Below are 25,375 nucleotides of genomic sequence, written 5' to 3' on the forward strand. Positions count from 1 at the left end.
CTTCTCGAACTCAGAAGTGAAACATCGTAGCGCCAATGGTAGTGTGGTTCGCCCATGTGAGAGTAGGTCATCGTCAGCTCCCTATACCTAAAAGCCCCCTTCATTAACTTGGAGGGGGCTTTTTCCTGTGTGGTGGTTTTACTTATGGGCGGTTTATTAAATTAAGGCATGTTGCTATAGACTGTTTTTTGATTTACGTTTCAGGTAAATCATTAAATAAGTTATTTATTTCTAAATCCTGTTCAAAATCCAATTCCATTTGCTGTTTTTGACGGTTACGCATCTGTTCGATACGTTTTCTACGGCCAACGATAAGCCTCAGCACCTCCCTTCTTTCTTCATTGGTCATTCTTAGCCATAGCTGACGTTCTTGACGGCTACGCAGGCAGCCAAAGCAATATCCTTTCTTATTGCTTTGGCAGACACCCACACAGGGGTTTTCAATTTCGAATAACTCGATCTGATTAAACATTAGCTTTATACCATCCCTAGATTACAGCTAATTGAGTGAGCCAGTTTAAGCAGGCAGTAACCCGCCTATTATGCATAGCCCATAGTAGAATAACCTTTTATGATTTAATCAATTTTAGCATGATTCCTTTCTCACTTTCATTCGTGATAATCTTGCTTAAACCGTTAAAAATAAAGGATTTGATATGAGAATAATATATATTCATGGTCTTGATAGCACGGCAAACTCCGTAAAAGGTGTACTACTCCAAAAATACTGCAACACTCATCATGCTGGTATTGAAGTTATTAGACCTGACTTGAATGAATCTCCTGATAAAGTGTTTGCTCGACTATGTGAGCTAGTACAACAAGCTAAGGAAGCGGATGATAAGGTGGTGGTAATGGGCAGCTCATTAGGGGGCTATTTTGCAAGCTTAGTGAGTAATGAGACCAGTTGTCCAACTGTACTGTTAAATCCCAGTACTAAGCCTCATATTAGCCTACAGCGCTTCGTTGACGACCAAGTGATAGATAGTATTGCTTGTGATGATGGCGCTGATACAGTGATTTACCAAACTACTGGCGGCTGGGCCATGACTTTAAAAGATTTAGATTGGTTTAGCGCGCATAAGCTGCAGCAGATAACTCACCCTGAGAAATTATTCGTAGTGATTAAGCAGGGCGATGAGTTGTTGGACCCTAAAGTAGCGGCTGATTTTTATCAGTCCCAAGCGGTGGAGGTTGCTTTACAGGCTGGAGGCGATCATCGTATGACAGATTTTGAACGACAGTTACCTATGATTATGGAGCATCTACTGTCTCTTGCGTAGCCCGCCTTACTGGCTTGTTTTCTTTACGTCACTTGCTGTCGTTAATACAGTCGCTAATCCCCTATGCTTTACGATATTAGTTATAATATGGGTAATAATTAAAAGCTTAATTAAGCAAAGGATATTATTGTGAGTAATTACACAGCGCAGTCGCTTGAAGTCTTAGAAGGTCTTGAACCTGTACGCCGTCGCCCAGGTATGTACACCGATACCACCCGTCCGAATCATTTGGCACAAGAGGTGATTGATAACTCGGTGGATGAGGCATTGGCCGGCCATGCTAAAACTATTAAGGTGCAGCTGCATGAGGATGGTTCATTATCTGTAGAAGATGATGGACGGGGTATGCCCACAGATATTCATCCTGAGTTTAAGCAAACAGGGATCGAAATTATCTTAACTCGATTGCATGCTGGCGGTAAATTTAACACCAGTAACTATCAGGTATCGGGTGGTCTGCACGGTGTTGGTATTTCAGTAGTTAATGCGCTATCTAAGCGAGTTGAAGTTACTGTATGGCGTGATGGTGTTCAATATGATATTGCCTTTGAAAATGGCGTTGCTGTCACAAAACTAGTAGAGTCAGTTAGCTCTAACAAACGCAAAAAAGGCACCAAGGTTCGTTTTTGGATTGATGAAAGCTTTTTTGATACCCCAAAATTTAGCGTTAAACAGCTTAAGCATAACTTGAAGGCAAAAGCAGTACTGGCTGCTGGCTTAACTATAGAGTTTTATGATGAAGCCAATAAAGACAAAGTAGTCTGGCAGTTTACTGATGGGGTAGTTGAGTATCTAAATGAGCAGCTTGATGGGTTAGAAACCCTGCCGCCTGAGCCATTTTATTTTTCTTATGAAGCCAAAGAAGGGGAGCGCTCGGGGGTTACCTTTGCCTTGTCATGGTTGCCTGAAGGGGGTAATCCTATTCAGGAGAGCTATGTTAACCTGATCCCAACTGCCCAAGGTGGTACACATGTTAATGGTCTACGAACGGGTATTTTAGAAGCCTTACGTGAGTTTTGTGAAATTCATAACTTGTTACCGCGTAATGTAAAACTAACCGGTGAAGATGTCTGGGATGGGGTGAACTATATCTTATCTCTTAAGTTCTCAGAGCCACAGTTCTCTGGTCAAACTAAAGAGCGTCTGTCTAGCCGCGAGGCAGCCGGTGCAGTACAAGCTCAGGCTAAAGATGCTTTTAGCTTGTGGTTAAACCAACATGCTGAGCTTGGGGCTCAGATTGCAGAATTGGCTATTTCTAAAGCAGGTAAACGCTTAAAGTCGGCTAAAAAAGTAGCCCGTAAAAAGATTACTCAAGGCCCAGCATTACCCGGTAAGTTAGCAGACTGTCGTGGGGGCGTACGAGAAGGTGCTGAGCTATTTTTAGTGGAAGGGGATTCGGCTGGTGGTAGTGCCAAACAGGCCCGTGACCGTCACTTCCAAGCGATTTTACCGCTGCGTGGTAAGATTTTAAATACTTGGGAGGTCTCTCCCGATACGGTACTTTCAAGCCGTGAGATTCATGATATCGCCATTGCTATTGGTGTCGATCCCGCCTCTGATGATTTATCAGAACTGCGCTATGACAAAATTTGTATCTTAGCCGATGCGGACTCGGACGGTTTACATATTGCGACTCTTATTTGTGCCCTGTTTGTGAAACATTTTCCCGCACTTGTGGACGCGGGCCACTTGTTTGTGGCGATGCCGCCCTTATATAGAGTTGATATAGGCAAAGAAGTTCACTATGCGTTAGATGAAAGTGAGCTGGAGCATATATTAAGCAAGGTACCTGGGAATAAAAAACCACAAATTACTCGATTTAAAGGCTTGGGTGAGATGAGCGCCGAGCAGCTGCGTGAAACCACCATGAATCCAGACACACGTAGATTGGTGCAGCTGGACATGGATGATATGCAGTTGACCAACAGCGTTATGGACATGTTGTTGGCAAAAAAACGAGCCGCTGATCGCAAAACTTGGCTAGAGAGTAAAGGGGACCTTGCTGAGATTATGGTTTAACTAGCATCGATAAATTGAGAAAAGTAATTGTAGGGACACAACTTAATGTCTAAGAACGATACATCAAAAAGTACGCCAGTCGCTAAGTTAAAGCGACTGACCCATAAAAACTTAGGGGACAAGGTGCCAAGACGTGGTGGTAGTATTGCACCCCCTATTGCCCGGCGTTTATTTAAGCTTATGGGCTGGAAAGCTGTAGGTGAGATTCCCAATGTGCCAAAAGCAGTCTTCTTGGCGTTACCACACACGTCAAACTTTGATGGTGTTTATGCGATACCTTTAGTTTTAGGTCTGGATTTAGACATTAATATCATGGGTAAAGACAGTTTGTTTAAGTATCCTGTCTTGGCTCGTTTTTTTAAGTGGGCCGGTATTATTCCTATTAATCGCAGTAAAAAAGGCTCAGTCTTACAGGCCAGTATTGATCGTCTCAAGTCGAGTGAGTCGTTATATTTGGGGTTGGCTCCAGAGGGCACCCGGGACTACACTGATAAATGGAAAACAGGGTTTTATTACATTGCTGATGGCGCTCAGGTACCTATTGTTCCAGTCGCTATGGATTATAAGACCAAAGAGATTCGCTTTTTGAAGCCGGTTTATACCACAGGCGATTATGACAAAGACCTGGTTAAAATCGTTGAGCAATATAAAGGGGTGGTGCCTAAACATCCAGAAAAGCTGTCAAAACCTCTGAGAGATATTAATAAATAAAGATAAGTAATCAACGATAAAAAAGGCCTATCTAAATTAGATAGGCCTTTTTTATATTCAAATAAATGACAACTTATAGCAAAGTAGGGGCTATGAATTAGCTGGTCAAAGTTAAGCCACCATCAACAGGTAGCGTGGCACCAGTAATCATACAAGCATCATTACTGGCTAGAAATAAGATGGCCTCGGCAATCTCATTCATTTCGACCAACCTACCAAGCAAGCTTTGATCCATAAAGAGTTTGACGTTATCGATATCATCGTTGTCTTCTGTGGTTAGACCCGCATGCACTCCATTCACTCTTACGCCCTGAGGCCCTAGCTTATGAGCAAGTTTTTTATAGTGTTGCTCTAAATCTACTTGAGCCTGCTTATAGCTTTCTAGAGACCAGTCAGTGCTGGTATCGGATAATAAGGATATATATACGATACTGCCCTTAGTCTTGGCCAGTTCATTTACGAGCGCTGGGCTAAATTTAATTTCAGTATTAATGCTTATCACAGCATCAATTCTATTATATTTATCTATAATATGAGACACCAACCGCTCACTATGCTCTTCATTCGAGATGTCACCGGTTACTGCCAAATGGTTTCCAGTGTTAATCCAGGTATGGTCTTCAGGAAGCTCACCCGCTATATATTCAAGTACCTTGCTATTGTTGCCCAGTAAGACAACGTTGCCTCCTTCTCGAGCTAACTTTAAAGCAGTTACTCGCCCTATACTAGAGTCTGCACCTGTAATGACAATAACCTTATCATTAAATCGCTTCATATCCTTTTAACCTATGTATTTAAAATTTTAGTTGTTCTATGATTCTGACAAGAAAAAGGGGTTATAGCAACCATCATATTGAAGGTTTAAGTAACGGCCAAGCCTTATTCAAAAGCTCATCTCCATCAACTTTGCATTAAAAAAGGCAGCCTATAAAGGCTGCCTTTTTGTGGAACATAAGTGATTATTAGAGAATCTATTCATTAATTCCTATTGGCCATCTGAATTAGGAATTGAAGGCTCATCACCTGAAACTGTAGTGATTGAAGGTTCTTTACCTGTCTCTTTTGCAGTGTCTGCAATAGCTTTCTCAGCTTTTGCTTTTTCAGCTTCAGTTTCGGCTTTGTCTTGTAACTTACGTAAGAAGCGAGCAGCGGCTTCTTGACCACCAAGACCGAACGATAGAGCAAAGGCAACAGCCACAGCACCCAAAGTAAGACCAAAGGCAAGGTTAACGATAGAGTCAGCAATACCCATCGCTTTTAGACCCATCGCAAGCACAAGGCCCATGATAAGTACACGAACGATATTAGCTAAGAACTGTGATCCTTTATCAGAACGCTCAACCACACCAGCGATGATGTTAGCTAACCAGAAGCCGATGAATAGGATGATAGCGCCTAAGATAATGTCAGCACCAAATGCGATGAACATAGTGATGATGGCACTGATCTGTTCAAAGCCTAGTAAGTCTGCAGCTAAGATACCAGCAAACAACATAGCAAAGAAGATGATGGCATGACCAACAAGATCTGAAACTTGAGTTTTACCCATAGCAGTGTCTAGGCCAACCTTAGCAGGAAGGGCATTCACAGTGGTGTTTTCAAGTAGACCTTTAACCACATTCGCCACCATTTTCATGATGTAGTATGTGATGATTAAGATAGCTGCTGCGGTAAAGATATTTGGCAGAGCGCTCATAATCTTGTTCAGCATATTAGTTGCTGGACGAGAGATTACTTCAATGCTTAGAGCATCTAAAGAGATGATTGTGGTTGGAATGATTACCAATAAGAAGGCAAGTGAACCAGCAATATTCGGTAAGCTGTTCTCACGGTTATTACTAATGCCTGCTTTTTCAGCAAAGCCTTGTAGGTTTAGGCTAGTTACCATGTTGGTTACGATACCACGGACAATTTTTGCCACGATATAACCCACAAAGAACACCACACCAGCCATGAATAGGTTAGGAATATAGCCTACTGCTTTGTTTAACATATTAGTTAACGGAGCAAATAGACCATCTAACTCTAGTTGACCTAGTACAATAACTAAAATAAACAGCAGGATAACCCAGTAAACCATATCAGCAATAGTGCTGCTCATAGGTTGAACACCAGCTTCAGCGCTTAGTTTTTCATCAAGCGTGGTTTTTGATAAAGCGGTATTGATAGCGGTACGGGCTACTGTCGCCACTACCCAACCAATCACGCCGATAATAACCGCACCGATAAGCGTTGGAATGAAGGATAGGACACTATCAATCATGTTGGCAAATGGGGCAGAAATAGCGTTTAGGCTTAACATACTTAATGCACCAGAGATGGCCATTAAGAATACAAACCAAAAAATGACCTTAGAAATTATATTCTCAAGATCATAGGTTTTACCTGTCGAAGTGTTCATACGTTGGTTTAAGTTAATGCGGGATAGCAAGTTGCGCACAACACCAGCCAGTGCCATAGCAATCAGCCAACCAATAACGAATACCAGAATGGCTGCGATAATCGAGCCAATCGGTCCGCCTAAGTTGTTATTAAACCAAACAAACATGTTGTCCATGCTGTTTCTCCTATAATGTAATTCAATAAATGGATCTATAAACAGATCCGATATCTACTTTTGTATTTTTAAGTTTAAGTATTAAAATAAGCCAAATTAAATAAGCCATTGAAAAGTAAATTATTAATTTTAATGGATTAATTAAACTATAGCTTACAAGTTTTACAGCTAAAATGTCGGTTTTATTAAAAAATATATTTATGCAAAGTGATAAGTCCAAACCTCTAACATCTAGCAATGACTTATGTTAGGCATAAACTAAAGTTAGTTAACGAGACCACTTTATCGGATTAGGTAGCAATAATAAATAGCTTTTATTCATATAAATTTAAAGTTATGTGAGAAGTTGTGACATATCGGCGGTTTATTAACATTTTCTATACAGTAAAAAGACAAAATAAATTGGGTTTATGGTGCTTAATCTTCAACTTTGATACTATGTGATGCGATATCAGAAGAAACATATAGAGTCATTTTTATTACAATTGTCCTGTGATACTTTTTGCTATAAACTTTAAAATAGCAGGATTAAGTGAAACCACAGTTGGCTATATAAAAAATTGGCTTTATATAGCTGTATATAAAAAAACAGTCTTTTAGCGTTTGATTTAAATATTGGCCCGCTTCACGAAATTATGATTCCCACTAAAATAGAGTTTATATATGAATAAAGTAATGATCCCTAAGTTTTTAGCAGTAGCCCTAGCCAGTACCCTTGCTGTTGGTTGTGCAAACAATGGCAATAAATCTGACCAAAGCAGCTCAAGCTCGACAGTTACTGAAAAAAGTACTGACCTTGAAAAAGTAGGTTACAGCATTGGTTATGCGACTGCCGAAAGCTACAAAGAGTCATTGGATGATTTAAACCTAGATACTTTCGAGATGGGTTTCCGCGATGCTTATGACGGCAAAGAAGCTGCTTTGACCAAAGAGCAAATGCAAGAGGTCATGACTAAGTACGAAGAAAAGAAACAAGCTGAAATGATGGAAAAAATGAAGCAAGATGCCGTCACTAACAAAGCAGCTGGTGATAAATTCTTAGCGGAAAACGCCAAAAAAGAAGGCGTGAAAACCACAGAATCTGGTCTACAGTACAAGGTGCTTAAGCCAGGTACAGGTAAGCCAGTTGCAGGCAGCGAAATGGTTAAGATTAACTATGAAGGTAAGCTGCTTGACGGTACTGTTTTTGATAGCTCGTATGACAGAGGTGAGCCAGTTATATTCCCAGTAGAGGGTATGATTCCAGGCTTTACTGAAGGCTTAAAGCTGATGAAAGAAGGCAGCACTTATGAGCTATACATTCCAGCTGATCTAGCTTATGGCGAGACTGGCAATACAGGTATTGATCCTAACAGCACTTTAATCTTCAAAGTAGAAATGATTGAAGTGAACCCTAAGATGCCTGAGCAACCAGCACAATAAAAGATGTTGCTGAATAAAGTTCAAATAAAAAAACACCTGCTTATATAAACAGGTGTTTTTTTTATTGCAGAAGCTTTTATCTAGAAAGCTTTTGGCGAGTAAGTAAACTTACAGTTTCTTTTTGAAAACTTTAGAGTTGCGGCCATTGTGGTACGCGGTGCGGCGAGGCTCAGGTAACATCTCGGCATTAACCTCTTCAAAGCCTTGTTCAATAAACCAGTGGGCAGTACGAGTAGTTAAAGCAAATAAGTTATGACGGCCATGGCTACGGGCTTGTTGCTCTAAAAAGGCCAATAAATCAGCTCCGCGACTGCCATTGCGATACTCTGGGTGGATCGCAATAGAGGCCACTTCAGCAGACTCTTCATCTAGTGGATAAAGGGCAGCACAGCCTAAAATCATACCATCTCGTTCAATAACGCTATACAGCTCAATTTCTTGTTCAAGACGTTCACGAGAGCGCTGTACTAAGATGCCTTGCTCCTCTAAAGGAGACAGTAATTCAATTAAACCTACCACGTCATCAATTGTGGCTCGGCGAATTTCTTCGTAAGGGTCATGACTGATTAGAGTCCCCGAACCATCACGAGTGAACAGCTCTTCTAATAAAGCGCCATCTTGAGCATAAGAGATGATGTGAGTACGGTGAATGCCTTCACGACAAGCTTGAGCAGCACAGTGTAAGAAGTAGTAAATCTCACGGTCTAAGTCACGATCTCTTAAGAAACGATCGACTTCATTTGGAATCATCGCATGAAGCAGTCGGCCTTCTTCATTGATACCGGTCTCACCGCCTAAGAAGATAAGCTTATCGGCATTTAGTGCGACGGCAGCTTTTAGGGCCACATCTTCGCCCAGTAGGTTGAAAATCTCACCGGTGGCAGAGTATCCCATTGAGCCTAGGATCACGATATGATTATGGAGTAGGTTGTTTTTGATGGCTTCTACGTCGATAGAACGAACCTCACCGGTCATCTGATAGTCAACCCCATCTCTGACACCATAAGGTCTGGCAGTGACGAAGTTACCAGATACCGCATCAATGCGTGAGCCATACATAGGAGAGTTGGCTAGGCCCATAGAAAGCTGCGCTTCGATTTGTAGGCGGATAGCACCAACGGCTTCTAAGATAGTTGGCATGGCTTCACGAGGCGTAACACGAATGTCCTGGTGTAGAGGGGAGTCAATGCCTAGTTGGGTCAGGTTTTTTTCAATCTGCGGGCGAGCACCATGGACTAAAACCAGCTTAATACCTAAGCTATGCAGTAATGCAAAGTCATGAATTAAGTTGCTAAAATTTGGGTGATTAACCGCTTCACCGCCAAACATAATGACAAACGTTTTACCCCTATGGGTGTTAATATATGGAGCGGAATTACGGAACCAATGGACATAGTCAGGCGTTATTTGAGGCATAGCAGTGTCATTCATATTAAATATCACAATAGGCTTAAGGCAAATAGTAAGAAAATATACGCTTTTACGATAGCAAAAAATGCCAACTTGGGCTATCTTTATTTTACTAGTCAAAGCTAAGCAACTGACTTAATACAGCTTAATACAGACAGTTACGCCAATTTATCGCATACTGGCTGTTTTGAATTTGCTTTTAAATTTATACTTAGGTTGCTTGTATAATTAAAGAGCTAGAAATCAGTTGGCCAATTTAACCTTAGGGACCAATAATTATATGGACAAAATGGGCATAAGGTCTTGAGGGTAGATGCACTAAGGCTGACAGGGCTAATGGCTCAACTGTATACTGATTTTATTAACACTTTATAACTCCCACTTAAAAAGGAAAGGTATCTTATGAAATTTTATGCTTCAACTCCCGCTAAACTAGCTAGTAAGGCCGCTATTGCTTCATTAATGCTGGCAGGTAGCTTAAGCGCGCAAGCCATGTTGCCAACCCCAGCACCTGAGATGAGCAACCCAAGCAATGCGCAAAATGCCGCTGCAATGCAACAAGGCCAAACCAATCAGGCTGGTAAAGTAACGACTAAGACGGTAGCGGCCTTAGTGAGTGTTGATGCACAAGGTCAACCTGGATTAAAGCCTATCGATGCCAATACTCGCCTAAAAAAAGGTAACGTTATTGAGTATCACAGCTACTTCACCAATAGCAGCCAAGATCGTATGCGCAATATGGTAGTAACGATGAGTATCCCTGAAGAAGTTAGATTAGTGGGTAAGCCTTCTCCAGAAAATGTTTATGCAAGTGTTGATGGCCAAAACTTTAGTCATTTCCCGTTACGTGGTCGTATTGATGGCCAAATGCAAGATGTTCCTCTTGAGTTATACAAGCATCTACGTTGGAATATCGAAGGCCTAGGCAAAAATGAAACGGCAGTAGTTAAATATCGCGCTGTTGTTCGTTAATTTAGGAGTAACCTCCGTTCAGGTTTAAGCCCTAATAGCTTAAACTAAAAGAGGCCCACAAATTTGTGGGCCTCTTTTTTGGTTGGATAGGCTAGCTTTTTAATAAAACGTCCCTTTTATTGATTAAGACTTACTGCTGGTCATAATTAGTTTGAGCTTTGGCAATAGCCGCTTTAATGGCTGGCAGCTGCTGCTCAGTAGCTTTGACCCCTGCAGCAATCGCTTCTTCACGATTTAGCGTGCTAATAGAGCTGATAGTACTAACCTCAGGCCGAATAATAATGTCTGCTCGAGCTATCTCAGCTTTATTAATCTTTTCATAGTTCTGAGTGTATGGGCCCGATGTATCAGAGTTTTTGCTATTACTCAGATAAGTGTTATAGCCTTGCTCGATGAGTGACCAGATACTCTTGGTGGAGGTGTCAGTGGAAGATTGAGCTGTCTTACCAGCCTGTAAGTCCACAGCAATCACGATATCGGCCCCTAAAGCTTTAGCAGCATCAACTGGAACCATGCTGACTACACCACCGTCGATGTATTTTTTGCCGATTTGCCCGGAGGTTTTTGGGTCAGGAATACGTGGTGCAATAAAGACGTTGGGCACACTGCTTGAAGCTTGCACGATTAGTCCGGCTTCTCCATCAGTGAATACCGCTTTTTTTAGGGTATGCTTTTCGGCAGCCACAGCAGCGAAACGGATAGGGAAGGATTCAATAGGTTTATTATTGACCTGAGTATTCACAAAGCTGCGTAGCTTATTACCCTCGATAATGCCTTGATAGGACACAGTAAAGTCGGTCAGAGCGCTATCTGCTGTGGTAACCGCTATAGATTCTAGGTCACTAGCAGGCTTGCCACTGGCATAAATACTGCCTACGAAGCTGCCAACACTGGTGCCAACGACTAAGTTGGGAGTGATGTGGTTAGCCTCTAGCGCCTTAATGACACCCACATGAGCAAAACCTTTGGCACCGCCACCGCCCAGTACTAGGGCAATGACAGGGCCAGTCTGAGCAGAGGTGGCTGCTGGTTGGCTATCAGTAGCTAAGGTGCTACAGCCGTTTAATAATAAAGCGGACAGCCCTACAGCGGCTAAGCTAAGGTGTGGGGTACGATCTTTCCACTTACCGTAGTTAATCCTCATTGTATAAGTCTTCAGCCACGGGGGTGAGTTCAAGCAGTTTAATAAATCTACCTTCGACATCAATGACCGAGATATGCCAGCCTTGAGTAGTTACGTGCTCGCCCTCTAAGTCGCCGACATAGCCGAGCTCCTGCATCACTAAGCCGCCCATCGTATCTACATCAGTATCGTCAAAACTGGTATTTAGCTCTTCGTTGCAGTCTTCAATTAAGGTAGAAGCTTGGACAATCCAAGTATTGGGCTTTTCTGAGTGTGGAATGATATTGTTAATGTCACTGTCTTCTTCAAAATCATCGTGCTCATCGACAATATCGCCCACGATTTCTTCTAATAAATCTTCCATGGTGACTACGCCCACCATATTACCGAACTCATCTACCACCACAGCCATATGCACTTGGGTGCGCTGTAATGAGCGTAATAGGGTGTCTGAGCGTGCTGTCTCGCTGATATATAGCGGTTGACGGACCAATGATTTTACGCGAAAAGAAGTGTCTGCCCCTTCTTCTTGGCGAATGGTATTAACCAATAATGGGATTAAATCTTTTGCCAACAAGATGCCGATGACTGCATCATCATCTTGGCTGTCAAACACTGGAAAGCGGGAGTGATTGGTCTCCATAATCATATCCATGATATCCGCCAGCGTATCATGTTCACGGACTCCTTCCACTTGTGGTCGAGGAGTCATAATTTCACGAACTTGAGTAGCAGGTAAATCCAGCACACCTTCAAGCATATCTACAGTATCAGGCTCTAAAAACTGATGCGAATCTTGCACCAATTTTATCAACTCGTCACGAGTCTCGGGGGCAGTATGCAACCAGCGCTTTAAGCCGCGCATCGACCAGCTGGCTGTGCCAGAATTGTCATCAGACATGGGAGAAGTATCACCTCGTATGGTTATTTAGTTGCTCTCACTTTATCCCAAGGGAGAGTTATATTCAACGCCAAAGCCCAATATTTTAATGGCTATTTTGTATTACCCCTGTGTTCTATCATTTGCTAAGTTATATCGACTAAAATACACTTACCTCAATCAAGCTTTTGGGGCAATTCTCATCATGTCAAAAAACAACACACTTAGTAATAAAAACAAGACCTTATCACCCCCTAATAATAGAGCGAAAAAAGTGGGAGTTATTGCAGCCCGAATTTTATTCGTTTTGGTTCTATTAATAGCCGCTCTATGGGCAGGGCTTATATTGTGGGTACATTTAATAGATTATCCAATTTTGCGTGGCGTAGTGATCACCCTGATCACACTCTTTAGTCTCGTCACTTTAAAGTCTAGCTTGAGTCAAAATTCCTATTGGCAAGGATGGCTAGTAGGATTTATCTCATTGTGGTTGTTGCTGGCTGCTTGGTTTATCTGGTTGCCGCCTAAGGAGGATAGGCCTTGGATGGCGGAGGTCAGCCAGGTGCTACAATTTACCCAAAGCCCGAGTAATCCAAACTTAATCACCTTACATAACGTTCGTAACTTTGACTGGGTTCGTGCGCCTGGGTCAGAGAAGTTGGTACAGCCGACCGAGCCTTACTACTTCAAAGCCGTAGAGAAAGGGGGACAAGATGTGGTAGTGAATGAGCGCTGGAGCGAGCGGACAGTGGATTTAAGTAAGCTTAGCGGCGTGGATATCATCAATTCCTACTGGATGGGCGAGCAGATAGGGCACACCTTATTAAGCTTTAGATTTGAAGATGAGCGGCCTTTGAGTTTCTCAATTGAGATACGTAAAGAGGAGGACGAGTCTTTTTCAGCCTTCGGAGGCTTTGTAAAGCAGTTTGAGATGGCCGTTGTGGCCTCAGAAGAAAGGGATATTGTTTACACTCGCAGTAATGTACGCGGCGAGCAGGTATACATGTTTCCTATCCAAGGCTTAAGTCAGCAGCAAGTACAGCAGTTATTTAGGGCCTATTTGGAGCAAGCAAAACAATTACAGCAAGCCCCTAAGTGGTACAACACTTTAATAAGAAACTGTACCACGGTTATTTTTGATATGGCCCGTGCCATTGATTCCGTAGACTTTCCTTGGGATTATCGAATTTTGATGTCAGGCTATGTGCCAAACTATTTATATGATCAAGGGTTATTGCCCGAACAGCTTAATGATAAAGCGCATCAGTGGGATATGGAGCAGTGGTATATTAATGCTCATGTTAACCCGAAAGTCGCTAATTTTAGCTTTGAGGACAATAAAGACCCAGAGGCTTATCCACAAAAGGTACGCCAAGGGTTGCCGCAACCCAAGCTAGCTCCCTAGGCTTGAGCCTATATCTTGCCTAGCCTAGCGCATTAATACCTCGGGCAGTAAAGAGTCCCTAATTAACCACCAAGTAATAGGGTCGTTAATTTTACGAAAGAAGGGGTCAAAAGGGGGCGCAATAAAAATAAACATCAGCAAGATGGCATACAGACCAAGATAATAATAGCGCTGTGTGTCTTTATAAAACTTCATCGCTGTACCCGAAGAGCGCTTCAAGCGGCGATTGAGCAAGTCCACACTATAAGCTTCGTCCAATCCTAGGTGAATCATTGAGCCCAAAAACAAGAAGGATCCATAAAACCAGCTGACTATCGAAGAGGTGTCCAAAAAGTAGTAGTTAAAACAGGTAAGACTCAGTGCCAGTACTAGCATGTAAGGGACAGAGTGAATGATACCGCGGTGGACAGTTAGCTTGGTAAAGATGGAGAAAACTGCGTAACGCATGATTAAATAACCCATCAACCAAAGCAGTAGCATAGACAGTAATGATAGCTCACTTCGCCAGTGGATGATTAGCGCAAATCCTGTCGCTAATGAGGCCAAATCGAACCCCATTTTAATGGGAATAGAGTTATCTGAGTCAATGTCGGGCAGTAAGCCGCCAACGGTACCTGCTAAGACGCACATCAAAAACTCATTTGCATTTACTAACCCTGCTTTATAGGTTACTAAGCCCAATATCGCACTGGCCGCAAAGCCGCCAGTGAGGTGGGTTTTAAAATTTGCCACGTATTATTAACCTACTTATTGTATAAATAATGAATTGTGTGGGCTCTAAATATTAAAGCCTTTTATAACAAAAAAACTCAGCAATAAGATAGGCAGCTATCGAGGTATTGAAAGCTGCCTATTTGCTTATTTAGTGGGAAGCGAGTTGACCTGCTGTGTTTATGCTTCAAGTAGGGCGTGTAAGCCATTTTCAAGTTTGGCATCAGCAGCTATTAATCAACTCAGTGCTATATTAAGCTTAGAAAGTCTTCTGTCGTAAGATTTCTTCCATACGCTTAGCCAGACGAATATCATGGCTTGAGATACCATTTAAATCGTCGGTAGTGAGACGCACGTGAACTTCATTATAGTTGTTGGTCCACTCTGGATGGTGTTCTAGCTCTTGGGCTCGAAAGGCAGCTTGAACCATGAAGCTCATGGCTTCTACAAAGTTATGGAAAATAAAGGTTTTAACAATAGCGTTACCTTCTTTACTCCAGCCCTCTAAATCTTGCAATTGTAACTCTACTTGAGCGTCGGTGAGGTGGCTCATAAAGCCCTCCTAAATAAGTCAAAGATATAGATAGAATAATACACTAGAGCACTGCCAAAACAGTCTCTAGTATATTATATATACTTTATGGAGATTGTGACCTCTAAGTGCTTACTATTACTTAGATTTTTTATAAACCCTTGAAACTTAACAACCTTATTTTACTAGGTCTTGATACTCTTCATGCTTGTTGATGTAAGACGCAACAAATGAGCATTGTGGAACGACCTTTTTGTTTTCACTACGAGCATAATCTAGAGCATGTTTAACCAAAGTTGAGCCCACGCCTTGACCGCCAAGCTCTGCTGGAACAATGGTATGATCGTAAACAATGCTGTCGCCTTGGTCTTGATAGCTTATAAAGCCGGTGTAACCATTGATGGTGGTTTCAAAGCGATTTTCATCGGTATTTTGGGTAATAGTTAGAGAATCTTTCATAAATAACTCCTTTATTAATTAGGCCGGGTTACTAATAGCACTTTTAATCATTAATTATTATTAGAGCATTAAATATTCGTGAAGGCACCGCGCCTGAGTAGGCACAATGTTAATGATTACTTTAGCATAAACCGCTACAATTCATACAGTGTATTGTTACAACTTTTGGGTGCTAACGTAAACTCAGCCCCACTTGCAGCGTAAAATGAGTGAGTGCGATTAATAAGTTATTGAATAGCAGTAAAACCACAACATAAGATGATAACTTTAGGCCAATATGCGATAATGCCAGTTAACCCTCTATTCAATTTCTAATTGTTTTTTTATTTGATTTTTAATCAGACCTAACCCTGATAATGGAGTCTTAATGGCACAATATATTTATACCATGAACAAGGTGTCAAAACTTGTTCCGCCAAAGCGCGAAATTCTAAAAGACATTAGCTTGTCTTTTTTCCCTGGCGCAAAGATTGGTGTTTTAGGCATTAACGGTGCGGGTAAATCGACTTTACTACGCATCATGGCTGGCGTGGACACCGATTATAGTGGTGAAGCTCGTGCACAGCCAGGTACTAAGATTGGTTACCTACCTCAAGAGCCTCAGCTTGACGAGAGCAAAGACGTACGCGGTAACGTAGAAGACGGTATGCGTGAAGCGTTAGATGCGCTGGCTCGTCTTGATGAGATTTATGCTGAATACGCTGCACCTGATGCCGACTTCGATAAGCTTGCTGAAGAGCAAGGTAAGATGGAAGATATCATTCAGGCGTGGGATGCGCATAACTTAAACACCCAGCTTGAAAAAGCCGCTGACGCCTTGCGTCTACCACCTTGGGATGCCGATGTAAGCAAGCTGTCGGGTGGTGAAAAGCGCCGTGTGGCACTGTGCCGCCTGTTGCTATCACGCCCTGATATGCTACTTCTTGACGAACCGACTAACCACTTGGACGCAGAGTCTGTGGCGTGGCTAGAGCAGTTCTTGAAGAACTTTAGCGGTACCATTGTTGCCATTACCCACGATAGATACTTCCTTGATAACGTGGCTGAGTGGATTCTTGAGCTTGACCGCGGTTATGGCTACCCCTATGAAGGTAACTATACTGAGTGGCTAGAGCAGAAGAACAAGCGTCTAGAAGAGCAGCAGAAGCAAGAAGAATCATTTGCTAAAGCACTGAAAAAAGAGCTTGAGTGGGTTCGTAAAAACCAAAAAGGTCAGCAGGCTAAGTCTAAGTCTCGTATCCAGCGCTTTGAAGAGCTGAACTCAAAAGAATTCCAGCAGCGTAACGAGACCTCAGAGATCTATATTCCACCTGGTCCTCGTTTAGGTAATAAAGTAATTGAGGTGAACAACATCTCAAAATCTTTCGGTGATCGTCTGTTGTACGAAAACCTAAGCTTTAATGTACCACCAGCGGCTATCGTGGGTATTATTGGTCCAAACGGCGCGGGTAAAACCACACTGTTTAACATGATGACAGGTCTTGATAAGCCAGATACGGGTACGGTTGAATTGGGTGAAAGTGTGAGCGTGGCCTATGTGGGTCAGGTTCGTGATAACCTTGATGACAACAAAACCGTTTGGGAAGAAGTATCAGACGGCCTAGATATCATCAAAGTAGGTGACTACGAAACCCCAAGCCGTGCGTACATTGGCCGCTTTAACTTCAAAGGCCAAGATCAGCAAAAGCTGGTGGGCAACTTATCAGGTGGTGAGCGTAACCGTCTACAATTAGCGAAAACGCTAAAGCAGGGCGCTAACGTTATCTTACTGGATGAGCCATCAAACGACTTGGACGTAGAAACCTTACGTGCGCTAGAAGATGCGATTCAGGTATTCCCAGGTACCGTATTGGTCGTATCGCATGACCGCTGGTTCCTTGACCGTATTGCGACTCATATCTTGGCGTTTGAGCCAGAAGGCCCAGTATGGTATGACGGTAACTACTCAGAGTACGAAGCGTATCGTAAGAAGACTCTAGGTGATGACGCTGGTCCTAAGCGTATGAAGTACAAAAAAATCTCAAGCTAATTTTAGGTTTGATAAGCTTAAAGCTTGAGAGAGTCCGTTATAAATAAAACAAAAGCCAGATACTACATATAGTATCTGGCTTTTTTATGGCTAAGAGCTTAGCTAATTTAGAAGCTTAGACTAGTCTAAAAACTTAATGGTTCCTGAAGTACCCGTGCTCATGGCATCATTGGCTAAGTTGTTTTTTTCTATAATCGATTCAGGGTCCGGGCGTCTTTCAATATGCCCACAGCTTGTACATTCAATGTATTCATCGGCTTCAGGCTCAAAGATTTGAACCTGAACCACAGCATCCATTGTCTGACATTTAGGGCAGCTAACCCCCGCTAAAAACTGGCGTTTGGGACGATTAGATTGATAGCGCATCTTAAGCCACCTCGTTATTATCAATGAAACCGCCATGGCGAAGCAGGGCATCAATGCTGGCTTCACGGCCTCTGAAGTTCTCAAAGTTGGTCTTGGCTGGCAAGCTGCCACCCACCGCTAAGATATTGTCACGGAAAGCTTGACCTGTGTCTGCATTAAATAAACCCTCTTCTTCAAAGCGGCTAAAGGCGTCAGCAGATAACAGCTCCGCCCACTTATAAGAGTAATAGCCGGCCGCATAACCGCCTGCGAAGATGTGGCTAAAGCCGTTAGCAAAGCGGTTGTATTCAGGAGTTTGCATGACGGCGACATCCTCACGTACTTTGTCCAAGGTCGCTAAGATGCCCTGGTAATCAGGTGCCGGTGATTTGGCATGGATTAACAGGTCAAATAAGGCAAACTCGATTTGACGTAAGGTTTGCATACCGCTTTGGAAGTTTTTAGCCGCCAATAACGCCTCAAGCTGCTCTTTTGGCAAAGGTTCGCCTGTATCGACATGAGCACTAATTAACTCAATGCCTTTTGAATCCCAAGCCCAGTTTTCTAAGAATTGGCTAGGTAATTCAACCGCATCCCACTCCACACCATTTACACCGGCCACATCACTGATGCTCACTTCGGTCAATAGATGGTGTAGACCATGCCCAAACTCATGGAATAGGGTCAGTACTTCATTATGGGTCAGTAAGCTTGGCTTATCGGCAGTAGGGGGCGTAAAGTTACCTACCATAAAGCACACAGGAAGCTGATTATAAGCTTCGCTTGAGCTGCCGGCATACTCATAGCGGGCCTGAAACCCACTCATCCAAGCACCACCACGCTTACCAGTACGGGCATACAAATCAAAGTAGAAGCCACCGATTAGGCTGTCATCTTTATCAAATAATTCATAAAAACGAACCTCATCGTGCCACAGTGCTACTTTATCTGACTGCTCAACCGCACGTACACCAAACAGCTTGTTGACGATGGTAAATAGGCCATCAATCACTTTTGGTAGAGGGAAGTAAGGGCGGATTTCTTCTTGTGATAAGTTGAATTTGGCCTGTTTTACTTTTTCAGCCAGATAGGCAGTATCCCAAGGCTCAATACTTTCGATGCCTTGAGCGCTAGCTTCTTCTTTTAATTGCTCTAAATCACGTTTGGCTGCAGGGGTAGCCTTGTTGGCCAAGTCACGCAAAAAGCCTTCTACTTGCTCAGCACTGTCGGCCATCTTACGAGACAGTGACACTTGAGCGTAATTATCAAAGCCTAACAATTTAGATTTTTGAGCTCGTAAGGCAAGAATATCACTCATTACCTGACTGTTATCTAAAGGCTCGTCTTTGCTGTTTTTGTGGTTATCAAATTCTGAGGCACGAGTGACATAAGCTTTATATAGAGTCTTACGCAGTTCGCGGTCTTCAGCATGGGTCATCACCGCCAGATATACAGGGATGTCTAACGTGGCGACATATTCAGGCTTATCTTCTACCGACTCTCCAGCCTCTTGCTGCTTAGCAACATATTGCTCGGCAGCGGCTTTTAGCATGGCCAGGCCGCTTTCAGTGATGCCGGATAGTTGTTCGGTGGTCAAGGGTAGAGCATAAGCCTGAGTGGCATCTAAAATATTGTCAGAGAATTTGGCTGATAGGGTCGATAACTGACTTTGAATGTCCGCATATTCGCTTTGTTTGTCAGCCTCTAAAGCTACCCCAGATAATTCAAAGCTTTGAATGGCCAAATCTATAGCACGTTTGCGAGCCGCTTCTAAGCCATTAAAGAACTCGCGGTCATTTTTAATGGTCTGATAGCGGTTATATAGCGGTTTATTCTGACCCACACGAGTGCCAAAAGCAGACAATAAAGGCAGTATTTCGTGGTGCACTTCGCGGATGGCTTCATTGCTCATGACACTATTTAGATGAGACAAAATACCCCAGCTACGGTCTAAACCTAGCCCAATATGATCAAACTCAATGATGTCTGCTAAAGCTTGCTGTGCTTGTTTTGGAGAGTCAGTCTCGTTATCTAAGTCATCTAAAAAAGCATGGCCAGCTTTTATGGCTTGCTGTACTTGGGATTTAAGCTGCTCAGGACTAACTTGACTAAAATCGACCAGTTTTAAATTTGGATCCATATCTGTAATTTGCGAGGTAGTTTGCATAAATAAGTCCATAATTATAAAAAAGTGAAGGTACTAATATCTATTGAGTCTCAAGCTTCATATTACAAGCTATTTATAGCTTATGAGCTGACAGTCGCCACTGTTATGCTCAGGAATGAGAGGCTTTTTGGCTGTAATTTAGTATCAGTTAAAATTTGTTACATAACAAAGACAAGAACCGACAATAACCCTATAGTAAGTATGGATTTCTATTGGTAATATAGAGTTATAAATAGAATTTAGGATGTCTTAAAAAAGACCCTTGCCAATAGCTCTACTAATAACAACTACAATACTAGAATAAACTAGAGTAAGTTAAGCAAGGGACAAGGGATCTGTCCAGCAGTAATCATATCGAACAAACACCAGAGCCGCAGTATTTAAAATGGCAATCAAAGCCATGTGGTCTCAGGAAACCCATCCAATAATTTTTAATAAATAAACTAAAAAAAGGATAACTTTATGAAAGCAACTTTAAAAAACTTACGTGAAACAACAGCAAAGCCAGCAGTAAGTATCTTTGTTAAGACTCACAGACAGCATCCAGATAATGAAAAAGACCCTATTGCTCTTAAAAACCTATTAAAAGTTGCTGAAGAGCGTATCGAAAATGAGTATGACAAAAAAACAGCGTCAACCATTTTAGATAAAGTTCAAGAAAAAATAGCCCATCACAATCATAACTATAACTTAGATACGTTGGCTATTTTTGCGAGCCCAGATGAGGCTCAAGTACTGCGTTTACCGCTAGACGCTAAAGAGCGTGTGGTTATTGGTGAGCGCTTTGCTACCCGTGACTTAATGCGTGATATGGCCAGTGCGGTTCACTACTATGTTGTGGTGCTAGGTCGTGACCATGCTCGTCTGATTGAAGCGGCCAACAACCGTGTTATTAAAGAGTTTCATCCAGATGATGAAGCACAAAAGAACATGGAAAGCATTCCGTTCCCTATCGAAAATAACAGCTTATATAAAACGGGTGATGGCGGCTCAGACCGTTCAGCAAACAACGAAAATAGCTATCTAAAAGAATACTTTAACCGTGTAGATAAGAGTGTTCAGGAGCTATGGGGTGAGCATAAAATGCCACTGGTTATCGTAGGCGATAACCGTAATATCAGTTACTATAAAGAAGTCTGTGACCGCCCAGAGAATATTATTGGTGCTGTTTCTAACGTAACTGAGCTAGAAGAAGGTAGTGCCCAGCATATCGTTGATGGCGTACAAGAAGCTGTAGAAGAGTATCGCACTTCGTTGCACCAAGCTGCTCTAGGCGAAATTGATAAAGCCCGTGGCGCAGGTATGCTACGAGTCGACCTACAAGAGATTTACCGTTCGGCGTTCCAAGGCGCAGGTGAGACTTTGTATCTTCGCAAAGGCTATATGCAGCCGGCTAAGATTGATGAAAAGGCTCAAACTCTGACAATAGCCGATGATCCTGCAGCAGAAGGCGTAAATGATGATGCTATTGGTGAGGTAATCGAACACATTATTCATAATGGTGGTAAAGTAGTGTTTATGCCACAAGACATTATGGGTGACGACCTACCGATTGCTTTGGTAACTCGTTACTAGTCTGGCTTCTTGCCCTGACTTTAAGTCTAAGTTCTTTAGACCTAGCACTAGAGCGTGTTGGGTCTAGCCAAAAAAAACACTGATAGCTTTATCAGTGTTTTTTTATCTCTATCTCAATAAATTGGCTGATCTAGTGGCACAGCTATGTTTAGCGCCTTAATACTAATTGCTAACAATATTGAGCATTAAGAAACGAATCTTCCTCAAAACTGGGTTTAATTTAACCTCTAATTAATCTAAGATTATGGGTATATTATCCAATAATAAGAAAATTAATAATGATTAATTCAAATAGCATAACAATCACTACTTATAACATACATAAAGGCATGTCTCCGCTGAATCGCCAAGTAGTGACCCAAAAGATTGGGCAAGCATTAAAAGATATTAATCCTGATATTTTGTGCCTGCAAGAGGTACAAGGTCAGAACCTAAAGCGCATGGTTAAATATAATGAATATCCTAACCAGTCACAGCATGAGTGGTTTGGTGAGTTCTTAGATTGTAGCCACAGCTATGGTAAAAACTCAGAATATGATAATGGTCACCATGGGAATGCGGTATTGAGCCGTCACCCGCTTGACCCAAAACATAATATTAATATCACCGTTAATAAGCTTGAGCAAAGAGGGGTGCTGCATTGTGAGGTGTGGCCTTTGGGCTGGCCTGAACCTGTGGTTGTGCTGTGTGCCCATTTGAACTTGCTTGAGAATGATAGAGAAAAGCAGTATCGAGCGATTGCGGCTTATGTTAACGATACCATTGATCAAAGCAGACCTCTGATCTTAGCAGGCGACTTTAATGACTGGAAAAAGAACTCTTGTCAGAAGCTGGCGGATGAGTTGAATATGTCTGAAGCCTTTATGGATGTGCACAGTAAGTTACTGCCTACCTTTCCTGCGAAGATGCCGGTACTCAGCTTAGACCGTATTTATGTCCGTAACTTAAAAGTTAAACGAGCGTGGGTACATAAAGGTAAGCCTTGGTCTGATTTATCTGACCATCTGCCTATTAGTGCTGAACTCTGCTTATAATTTTGCCATGAAAAAGAGCTGCTCAATTAACTGAGCAGCTCTTTTTTATACTTAAACGGTCTATCTACAATAGCCGTCTATTATCGGGACTATGACTTAGGTTTACCACGGCCTCGACCATTACGGCGACGAGAAGGTTTCTTTTCTTCACCATTTTTGGTTTGACCATTACCATTATTAGCTTTTTGCTTTTGGTTGCCATTGGCCTTGCCATCTTTTTTGGTTTGGTTCATGGCACTGGCTTTTAGCTTAGCAATAAGCTCAAAGTCAATTTGTAGTAGATCCATGTTAACCGCGGCAACTTTAATGCGGACTAAGTCACCTAGGCCATAGACTGTACCTTTGTCTTGACCAATTAGTTGTTGCTGCTTCTCATCGTACATGAAGTAGTCTTGTCCCACATTAGAGATATGGACCAGACCATCGATAAACAGCTCAGTTAAGTTGATAAACAGACCAAAACTGGTCACAGTAGTTACTACGCCATCGAACTCTTCGCCCACATGGTCTTTCATATAATGGCACTTCAGCCAGCTTTCGACAAAGCGTGAAGCTTTCTCAGCACGGCGTTCGGTATCTGAAGTTTGCTGACCGGCTTCTTCTAAAGTAAAGTCCATTTGTGGCTGTTTTTTACCCGTAACTTTGGCTTTAATCGCGCGGTGTAGCATTAAGTCAGGGTAGCGGCGAATGGGTGAGGTAAAGTGTGAGTACTCATCATACGCCAGACCGAAGTGACCAATATTATCAGGCGAGTAGTTGGCCTGCATCATAGAGCGAAGCAGCATGCTGTGAATGCTCACGGCATCAGGGCGCTCTTTGGTCGCCTCAATAATACGCTTGTAGTCCGCTTGAGTTGGGTTCTCTTCTGGGAAGCCAATACCAAAGTTCTTCGCGTATTCATGCACCATACGTGACTTCTCAGAGTCAGGCTTATCATGGTTACGATACAGAACCGGCAATTCGTATTTTAGAGCGAAGTTAGCGGCGCAAGTATTGGCCAGTAGCATCAGCTCTTCAATTAGTTTATGTGAGTCGCCACGAGTACGTGGAACGATGGCATCAATACCGCCTTCTTCATTAAACTTAATGTAAGTCTCTGGTGTCTCAAACTCCATCGCATTACGCTCATCGCGCTTTTTCACCAGAACTTTATACAACTGGTGCATAGTATCGACAGACTTCTTAACGTCTTTGTTACCGGTTAATGACTCAGGAACATTCTTCATATTACCGTCAAAGTAGTCGTTCACTTGGTTATAAGTCAAACGAGCTTGAGAGTGCATAACAGAAGGGTAGAACTCATAGCCTGTGATATTGCCAGCACGAGACAGCTTGATATCCGCTACCATACACAGACGGTCAATACCTGGATTTAGCGAGCATAGGCCGTTAGATAGGACCTCAGGTAACATGGGTACCACATGATGTGGGAAATATACCGAGGTTCCGCGATCAAAAGCTTCATGGTCTAAGGCTGAATTTGGGGTAACATAATGACTAACGTCAGCAATGGCTACTACCACACGGTAGTTACCACCAGGGCGCTTCTCAGCATAGACTGCGTCATCGAAGTCCCGTGAGTCTTCTCCGTCAATCGTCACTAAAGGTAGATGACGAATATCAGTGCGACCCTTCATTTCCTGTTCAGTCGGCTCTTTATAGCTATTGGCTTGTTTTAATACGCCAGCACCGAAATCACTAGGGATGTCGTAGTTAAGTAAAGTGGTCTCAATAATAACTTCGCGGTCGTTGTCATCATCCATAACGTTGATGATTTTACCAGTGGCAAATTCATGCTGAGTCGGCCAGTCGATAATGTCCACTTTCACTGGATAGCCAGGTTTGGCATTTAAGGCTTCAACGTTTTCAGCAGCAACAGTAATCGGCTGATGGTTGTTAGGGCTAGATAGGCTAACCATATAGCCTTCATCGTCTTTTTCTAAAGTACCGATAAAGTGGGTTTGTTGGCGCTCAGTCACCTCAATAATGCGACCTTCGGTGCGGCCTCTATTGTCTGTCGTGGTACCGATGGCATTAACCGTATCACCATTGAATACCCAGCGCATTTGTTTTTCATGCAAAAACAGGTCTGGCATATCGTCTAAAACAACGAAGCCAAAACCTTTGGCGTGCGCAGAGACAGTACCTGTAACCACGTCTTGTTTGGTTACTGCGCGATATTTATAAGGTCTACCATCACGGTTAACTTGACCATCACGGCTCATCGCTTTTAGACGATTGCCAAGGGCATCGAATTGGTCATCATTATCAATACCAAACGATTCGGCCAATTGTTTATGAGTAAGCTCGCCCTTATCTGCCAATGTTTGCAAAATTAGCAAACGGCTAGGGATAGGGTTTTCATAGTTTTGAGCTTCTTGTTGTGCGTTAGGATCGTTCCAGGTCATATAATACCGTATGAGTTATTTGTATTTGATTAATGCTAGTGCAATGAAGGTTGTCACTAGTCTGAAATTATTAGTTTTCTCGCTGTTCTTATAATAAGAAAACAAGTGAGCAAAGAATAGTTAGATTAATAATTATTATTAAAAGAAGAGGTTTAAAAAGTCTGTAAGGGCGAATTTAACGCCTATCGCGGCTATATTAACATAAAAAAAGAGTTAATAAGTATGCACAACTATGATAGTGCTGGTTAACTAACGTAAACAAAAGTTTTTGATTGTCAATAAACGATAAAGCCCTACATTATCGGCAGGGCTTTATCATTAAATTAAGAGACA

At 42.4% G+C, this 25,375-nt stretch carries 21 protein-coding genes and 1 rRNA gene; 10 read left to right on the forward strand and 12 right to left on the reverse strand.

The window, feature by feature from the left end; all coding sequences use genetic code 11:
• A 5S ribosomal RNA gene (rrf, locus tag A1232T_RS14630) occupies window positions 1-79 on the forward strand; the annotation flags it as partial.
• 114 nt (window positions 80-193) lie between these two features.
• On the opposite strand, the gene A1232T_RS10865 is transcribed toward rrf, so the two are convergent.
• Window positions 194-472: a DUF1289 domain-containing protein gene (locus A1232T_RS10865; protein WP_077449429.1), complete on the reverse strand. Its 279-nt coding sequence runs from the start codon at window positions 470-472 to the stop codon at window positions 194-196.
• 184 nt (window positions 473-656) lie between these two features.
• Between A1232T_RS10865 and A1232T_RS10870 the strand changes: the two genes are divergently transcribed.
• From A1232T_RS10870 to A1232T_RS10880, 3 genes are all read left to right on the forward strand, one after another.
• Window positions 657-1,283, forward strand: a complete 627-nt coding sequence (locus A1232T_RS10870) for a YqiA/YcfP family alpha/beta fold hydrolase (protein WP_077449430.1) — start codon at window positions 657-659, stop codon at window positions 1,281-1,283.
• Between the two features lie 129 nt (window positions 1,284-1,412).
• Window positions 1,413-3,302, forward strand: coding sequence for a DNA topoisomerase IV subunit B (gene parE, locus A1232T_RS10875; protein ID WP_077449431.1), 1,890 nt, complete (start codon window positions 1,413-1,415; stop codon window positions 3,300-3,302).
• Between the two features lie 45 nt (window positions 3,303-3,347).
• On the forward strand, window positions 3,348-4,013 hold the full coding sequence (locus A1232T_RS10880; RefSeq protein WP_077449432.1) for a lysophospholipid acyltransferase family protein: 666 nt from the start codon (window positions 3,348-3,350) through the stop codon (window positions 4,011-4,013).
• Window positions 4,014-4,110: 97 nt separating this feature from the next.
• Here A1232T_RS10880 and A1232T_RS10885 read toward each other — a convergent pair whose 3' ends face one another.
• Both A1232T_RS10885 and A1232T_RS10890 read right to left on the reverse strand, forming a co-directional pair.
• Window positions 4,111-4,788, reverse strand: coding sequence for an SDR family NAD(P)-dependent oxidoreductase (locus A1232T_RS10885; RefSeq protein WP_077449433.1), 678 nt, complete (start codon window positions 4,786-4,788; stop codon window positions 4,111-4,113).
• 210 nt (window positions 4,789-4,998) lie between these two features.
• Window positions 4,999-6,570: a mechanosensitive ion channel gene (locus tag A1232T_RS10890; RefSeq protein ID WP_077449434.1), complete on the reverse strand. Its 1,572-nt coding sequence runs from the start codon at window positions 6,568-6,570 to the stop codon at window positions 4,999-5,001.
• Window positions 6,571-7,233: 663 nt separating this feature from the next.
• Between A1232T_RS10890 and bamJ the strand changes: the two genes are divergently transcribed.
• Entirely contained in the window at window positions 7,234-7,992 is a 759-nt protein-coding gene (gene bamJ / locus A1232T_RS10895) for a BamJ family beta-barrel-assembly machinery protein (protein ID WP_077449435.1), read from the forward strand.
• Between the two features lie 108 nt (window positions 7,993-8,100).
• Here the strand turns inward: bamJ and argA are convergent, their stop codons facing one another.
• Window positions 8,101-9,423 (reverse strand): amino-acid N-acetyltransferase, encoded by a 1,323-nt coding sequence (argA, locus tag A1232T_RS10900; RefSeq protein ID WP_077449436.1) that lies wholly within the window; start codon window positions 9,421-9,423, stop codon window positions 8,101-8,103.
• A gap of 381 nt (window positions 9,424-9,804) precedes the next feature.
• Here argA and A1232T_RS10905 point away from each other — a divergent pair, with 381 nt between their 5' ends.
• Window positions 9,805-10,374 (forward strand): hypothetical protein, encoded by a 570-nt coding sequence (locus A1232T_RS10905; protein ID WP_077449437.1) that lies wholly within the window; start codon window positions 9,805-9,807, stop codon window positions 10,372-10,374.
• 130 nt (window positions 10,375-10,504) lie between these two features.
• Here the strand turns inward: A1232T_RS10905 and A1232T_RS10910 are convergent, their stop codons facing one another.
• Both A1232T_RS10910 and A1232T_RS10915 read right to left on the reverse strand, forming a co-directional pair.
• Window positions 10,505-11,518: a patatin-like phospholipase family protein gene (locus A1232T_RS10910; protein WP_077449438.1), complete on the reverse strand. Its 1,014-nt coding sequence runs from the start codon at window positions 11,516-11,518 to the stop codon at window positions 10,505-10,507.
• Complete coding sequence (locus A1232T_RS10915; protein ID WP_077449439.1) at window positions 11,508-12,398, reverse strand: CBS domain-containing protein; 891 nt, start codon at window positions 12,396-12,398, stop codon at window positions 11,508-11,510. The genes A1232T_RS10910 and A1232T_RS10915 overlap by 11 nt, the downstream gene beginning before the upstream one ends.
• 184 nt (window positions 12,399-12,582) lie before the next feature.
• Between A1232T_RS10915 and A1232T_RS10920 the strand changes: the two genes are divergently transcribed.
• On the forward strand, window positions 12,583-13,782 hold the full coding sequence (locus tag A1232T_RS10920) for an Lnb N-terminal periplasmic domain-containing protein (protein ID WP_077449440.1): 1,200 nt from the start codon (window positions 12,583-12,585) through the stop codon (window positions 13,780-13,782).
• A 24-nt stretch (window positions 13,783-13,806) separates the two neighbouring features.
• Here the strand turns inward: A1232T_RS10920 and A1232T_RS10925 are convergent, their stop codons facing one another.
• The 3 genes from A1232T_RS10925 to A1232T_RS10935 form a co-directional block, all read right to left on the reverse strand.
• Window positions 13,807-14,514, reverse strand: coding sequence for a metal-dependent hydrolase (locus A1232T_RS10925; protein ID WP_077449441.1), 708 nt, complete (start codon window positions 14,512-14,514; stop codon window positions 13,807-13,809).
• A 238-nt stretch (window positions 14,515-14,752) separates the two neighbouring features.
• The gene (locus A1232T_RS10930) at window positions 14,753-15,046 is read right to left on the reverse strand and encodes a 4a-hydroxytetrahydrobiopterin dehydratase (protein WP_077449442.1); all 294 of its coding nucleotides are present in this window, start codon (window positions 15,044-15,046) and stop codon (window positions 14,753-14,755) included.
• Between the two features lie 156 nt (window positions 15,047-15,202).
• Complete coding sequence (locus A1232T_RS10935) at window positions 15,203-15,484, reverse strand: GNAT family N-acetyltransferase (protein WP_077449443.1); 282 nt, start codon at window positions 15,482-15,484, stop codon at window positions 15,203-15,205.
• Window positions 15,485-15,851: 367 nt separating this feature from the next.
• Here A1232T_RS10935 and ettA point away from each other — a divergent pair, with 367 nt between their 5' ends.
• Window positions 15,852-17,513: an energy-dependent translational throttle protein EttA gene (gene ettA, locus A1232T_RS10940; protein WP_077449444.1), complete on the forward strand. Its 1,662-nt coding sequence runs from the start codon at window positions 15,852-15,854 to the stop codon at window positions 17,511-17,513.
• A 120-nt stretch (window positions 17,514-17,633) separates the two neighbouring features.
• On the opposite strand, the gene A1232T_RS10945 is transcribed toward ettA, so the two are convergent.
• Complete coding sequence (locus A1232T_RS10945; protein ID WP_077449445.1) at window positions 17,634-17,879, reverse strand: YheV family putative metal-binding protein; 246 nt, start codon at window positions 17,877-17,879, stop codon at window positions 17,634-17,636.
• Between the two features lies 1 nt (window position 17,880).
• Window positions 17,881-20,025, reverse strand: coding sequence for a M3 family metallopeptidase (locus A1232T_RS10950; RefSeq protein ID WP_095532774.1), 2,145 nt, complete (start codon window positions 20,023-20,025; stop codon window positions 17,881-17,883).
• Window positions 20,026-20,487: 462 nt separating this feature from the next.
• On the opposite strand from A1232T_RS10950, the gene A1232T_RS10955 reads away from it, so the two are divergent.
• Together A1232T_RS10955 and A1232T_RS10960 are read left to right on the forward strand one after the other, a co-directional pair.
• Window positions 20,488-21,600, forward strand: coding sequence for an AOC03_06830 family ribosome hibernation factor (locus tag A1232T_RS10955; RefSeq protein WP_077449446.1), 1,113 nt, complete (start codon window positions 20,488-20,490; stop codon window positions 21,598-21,600).
• A 278-nt stretch (window positions 21,601-21,878) separates the two neighbouring features.
• Complete coding sequence (locus tag A1232T_RS10960) at window positions 21,879-22,634, forward strand: endonuclease/exonuclease/phosphatase family protein (protein WP_077449447.1); 756 nt, start codon at window positions 21,879-21,881, stop codon at window positions 22,632-22,634.
• A gap of 89 nt (window positions 22,635-22,723) precedes the next feature.
• Here A1232T_RS10960 and rnr read toward each other — a convergent pair whose 3' ends face one another.
• Complete coding sequence (gene rnr / locus A1232T_RS10965) at window positions 22,724-25,042, reverse strand: ribonuclease R (protein ID WP_077449448.1); 2,319 nt, start codon at window positions 25,040-25,042, stop codon at window positions 22,724-22,726.
• Window positions 25,043-25,375 lie beyond the last annotated feature (333 nt).

The organism is Psychrobacter pasteurii, assembly GCF_900162815.1.
In the GTDB taxonomy this organism is placed as follows: domain Bacteria; phylum Pseudomonadota; class Gammaproteobacteria; order Pseudomonadales; family Moraxellaceae; genus Psychrobacter; species Psychrobacter pasteurii.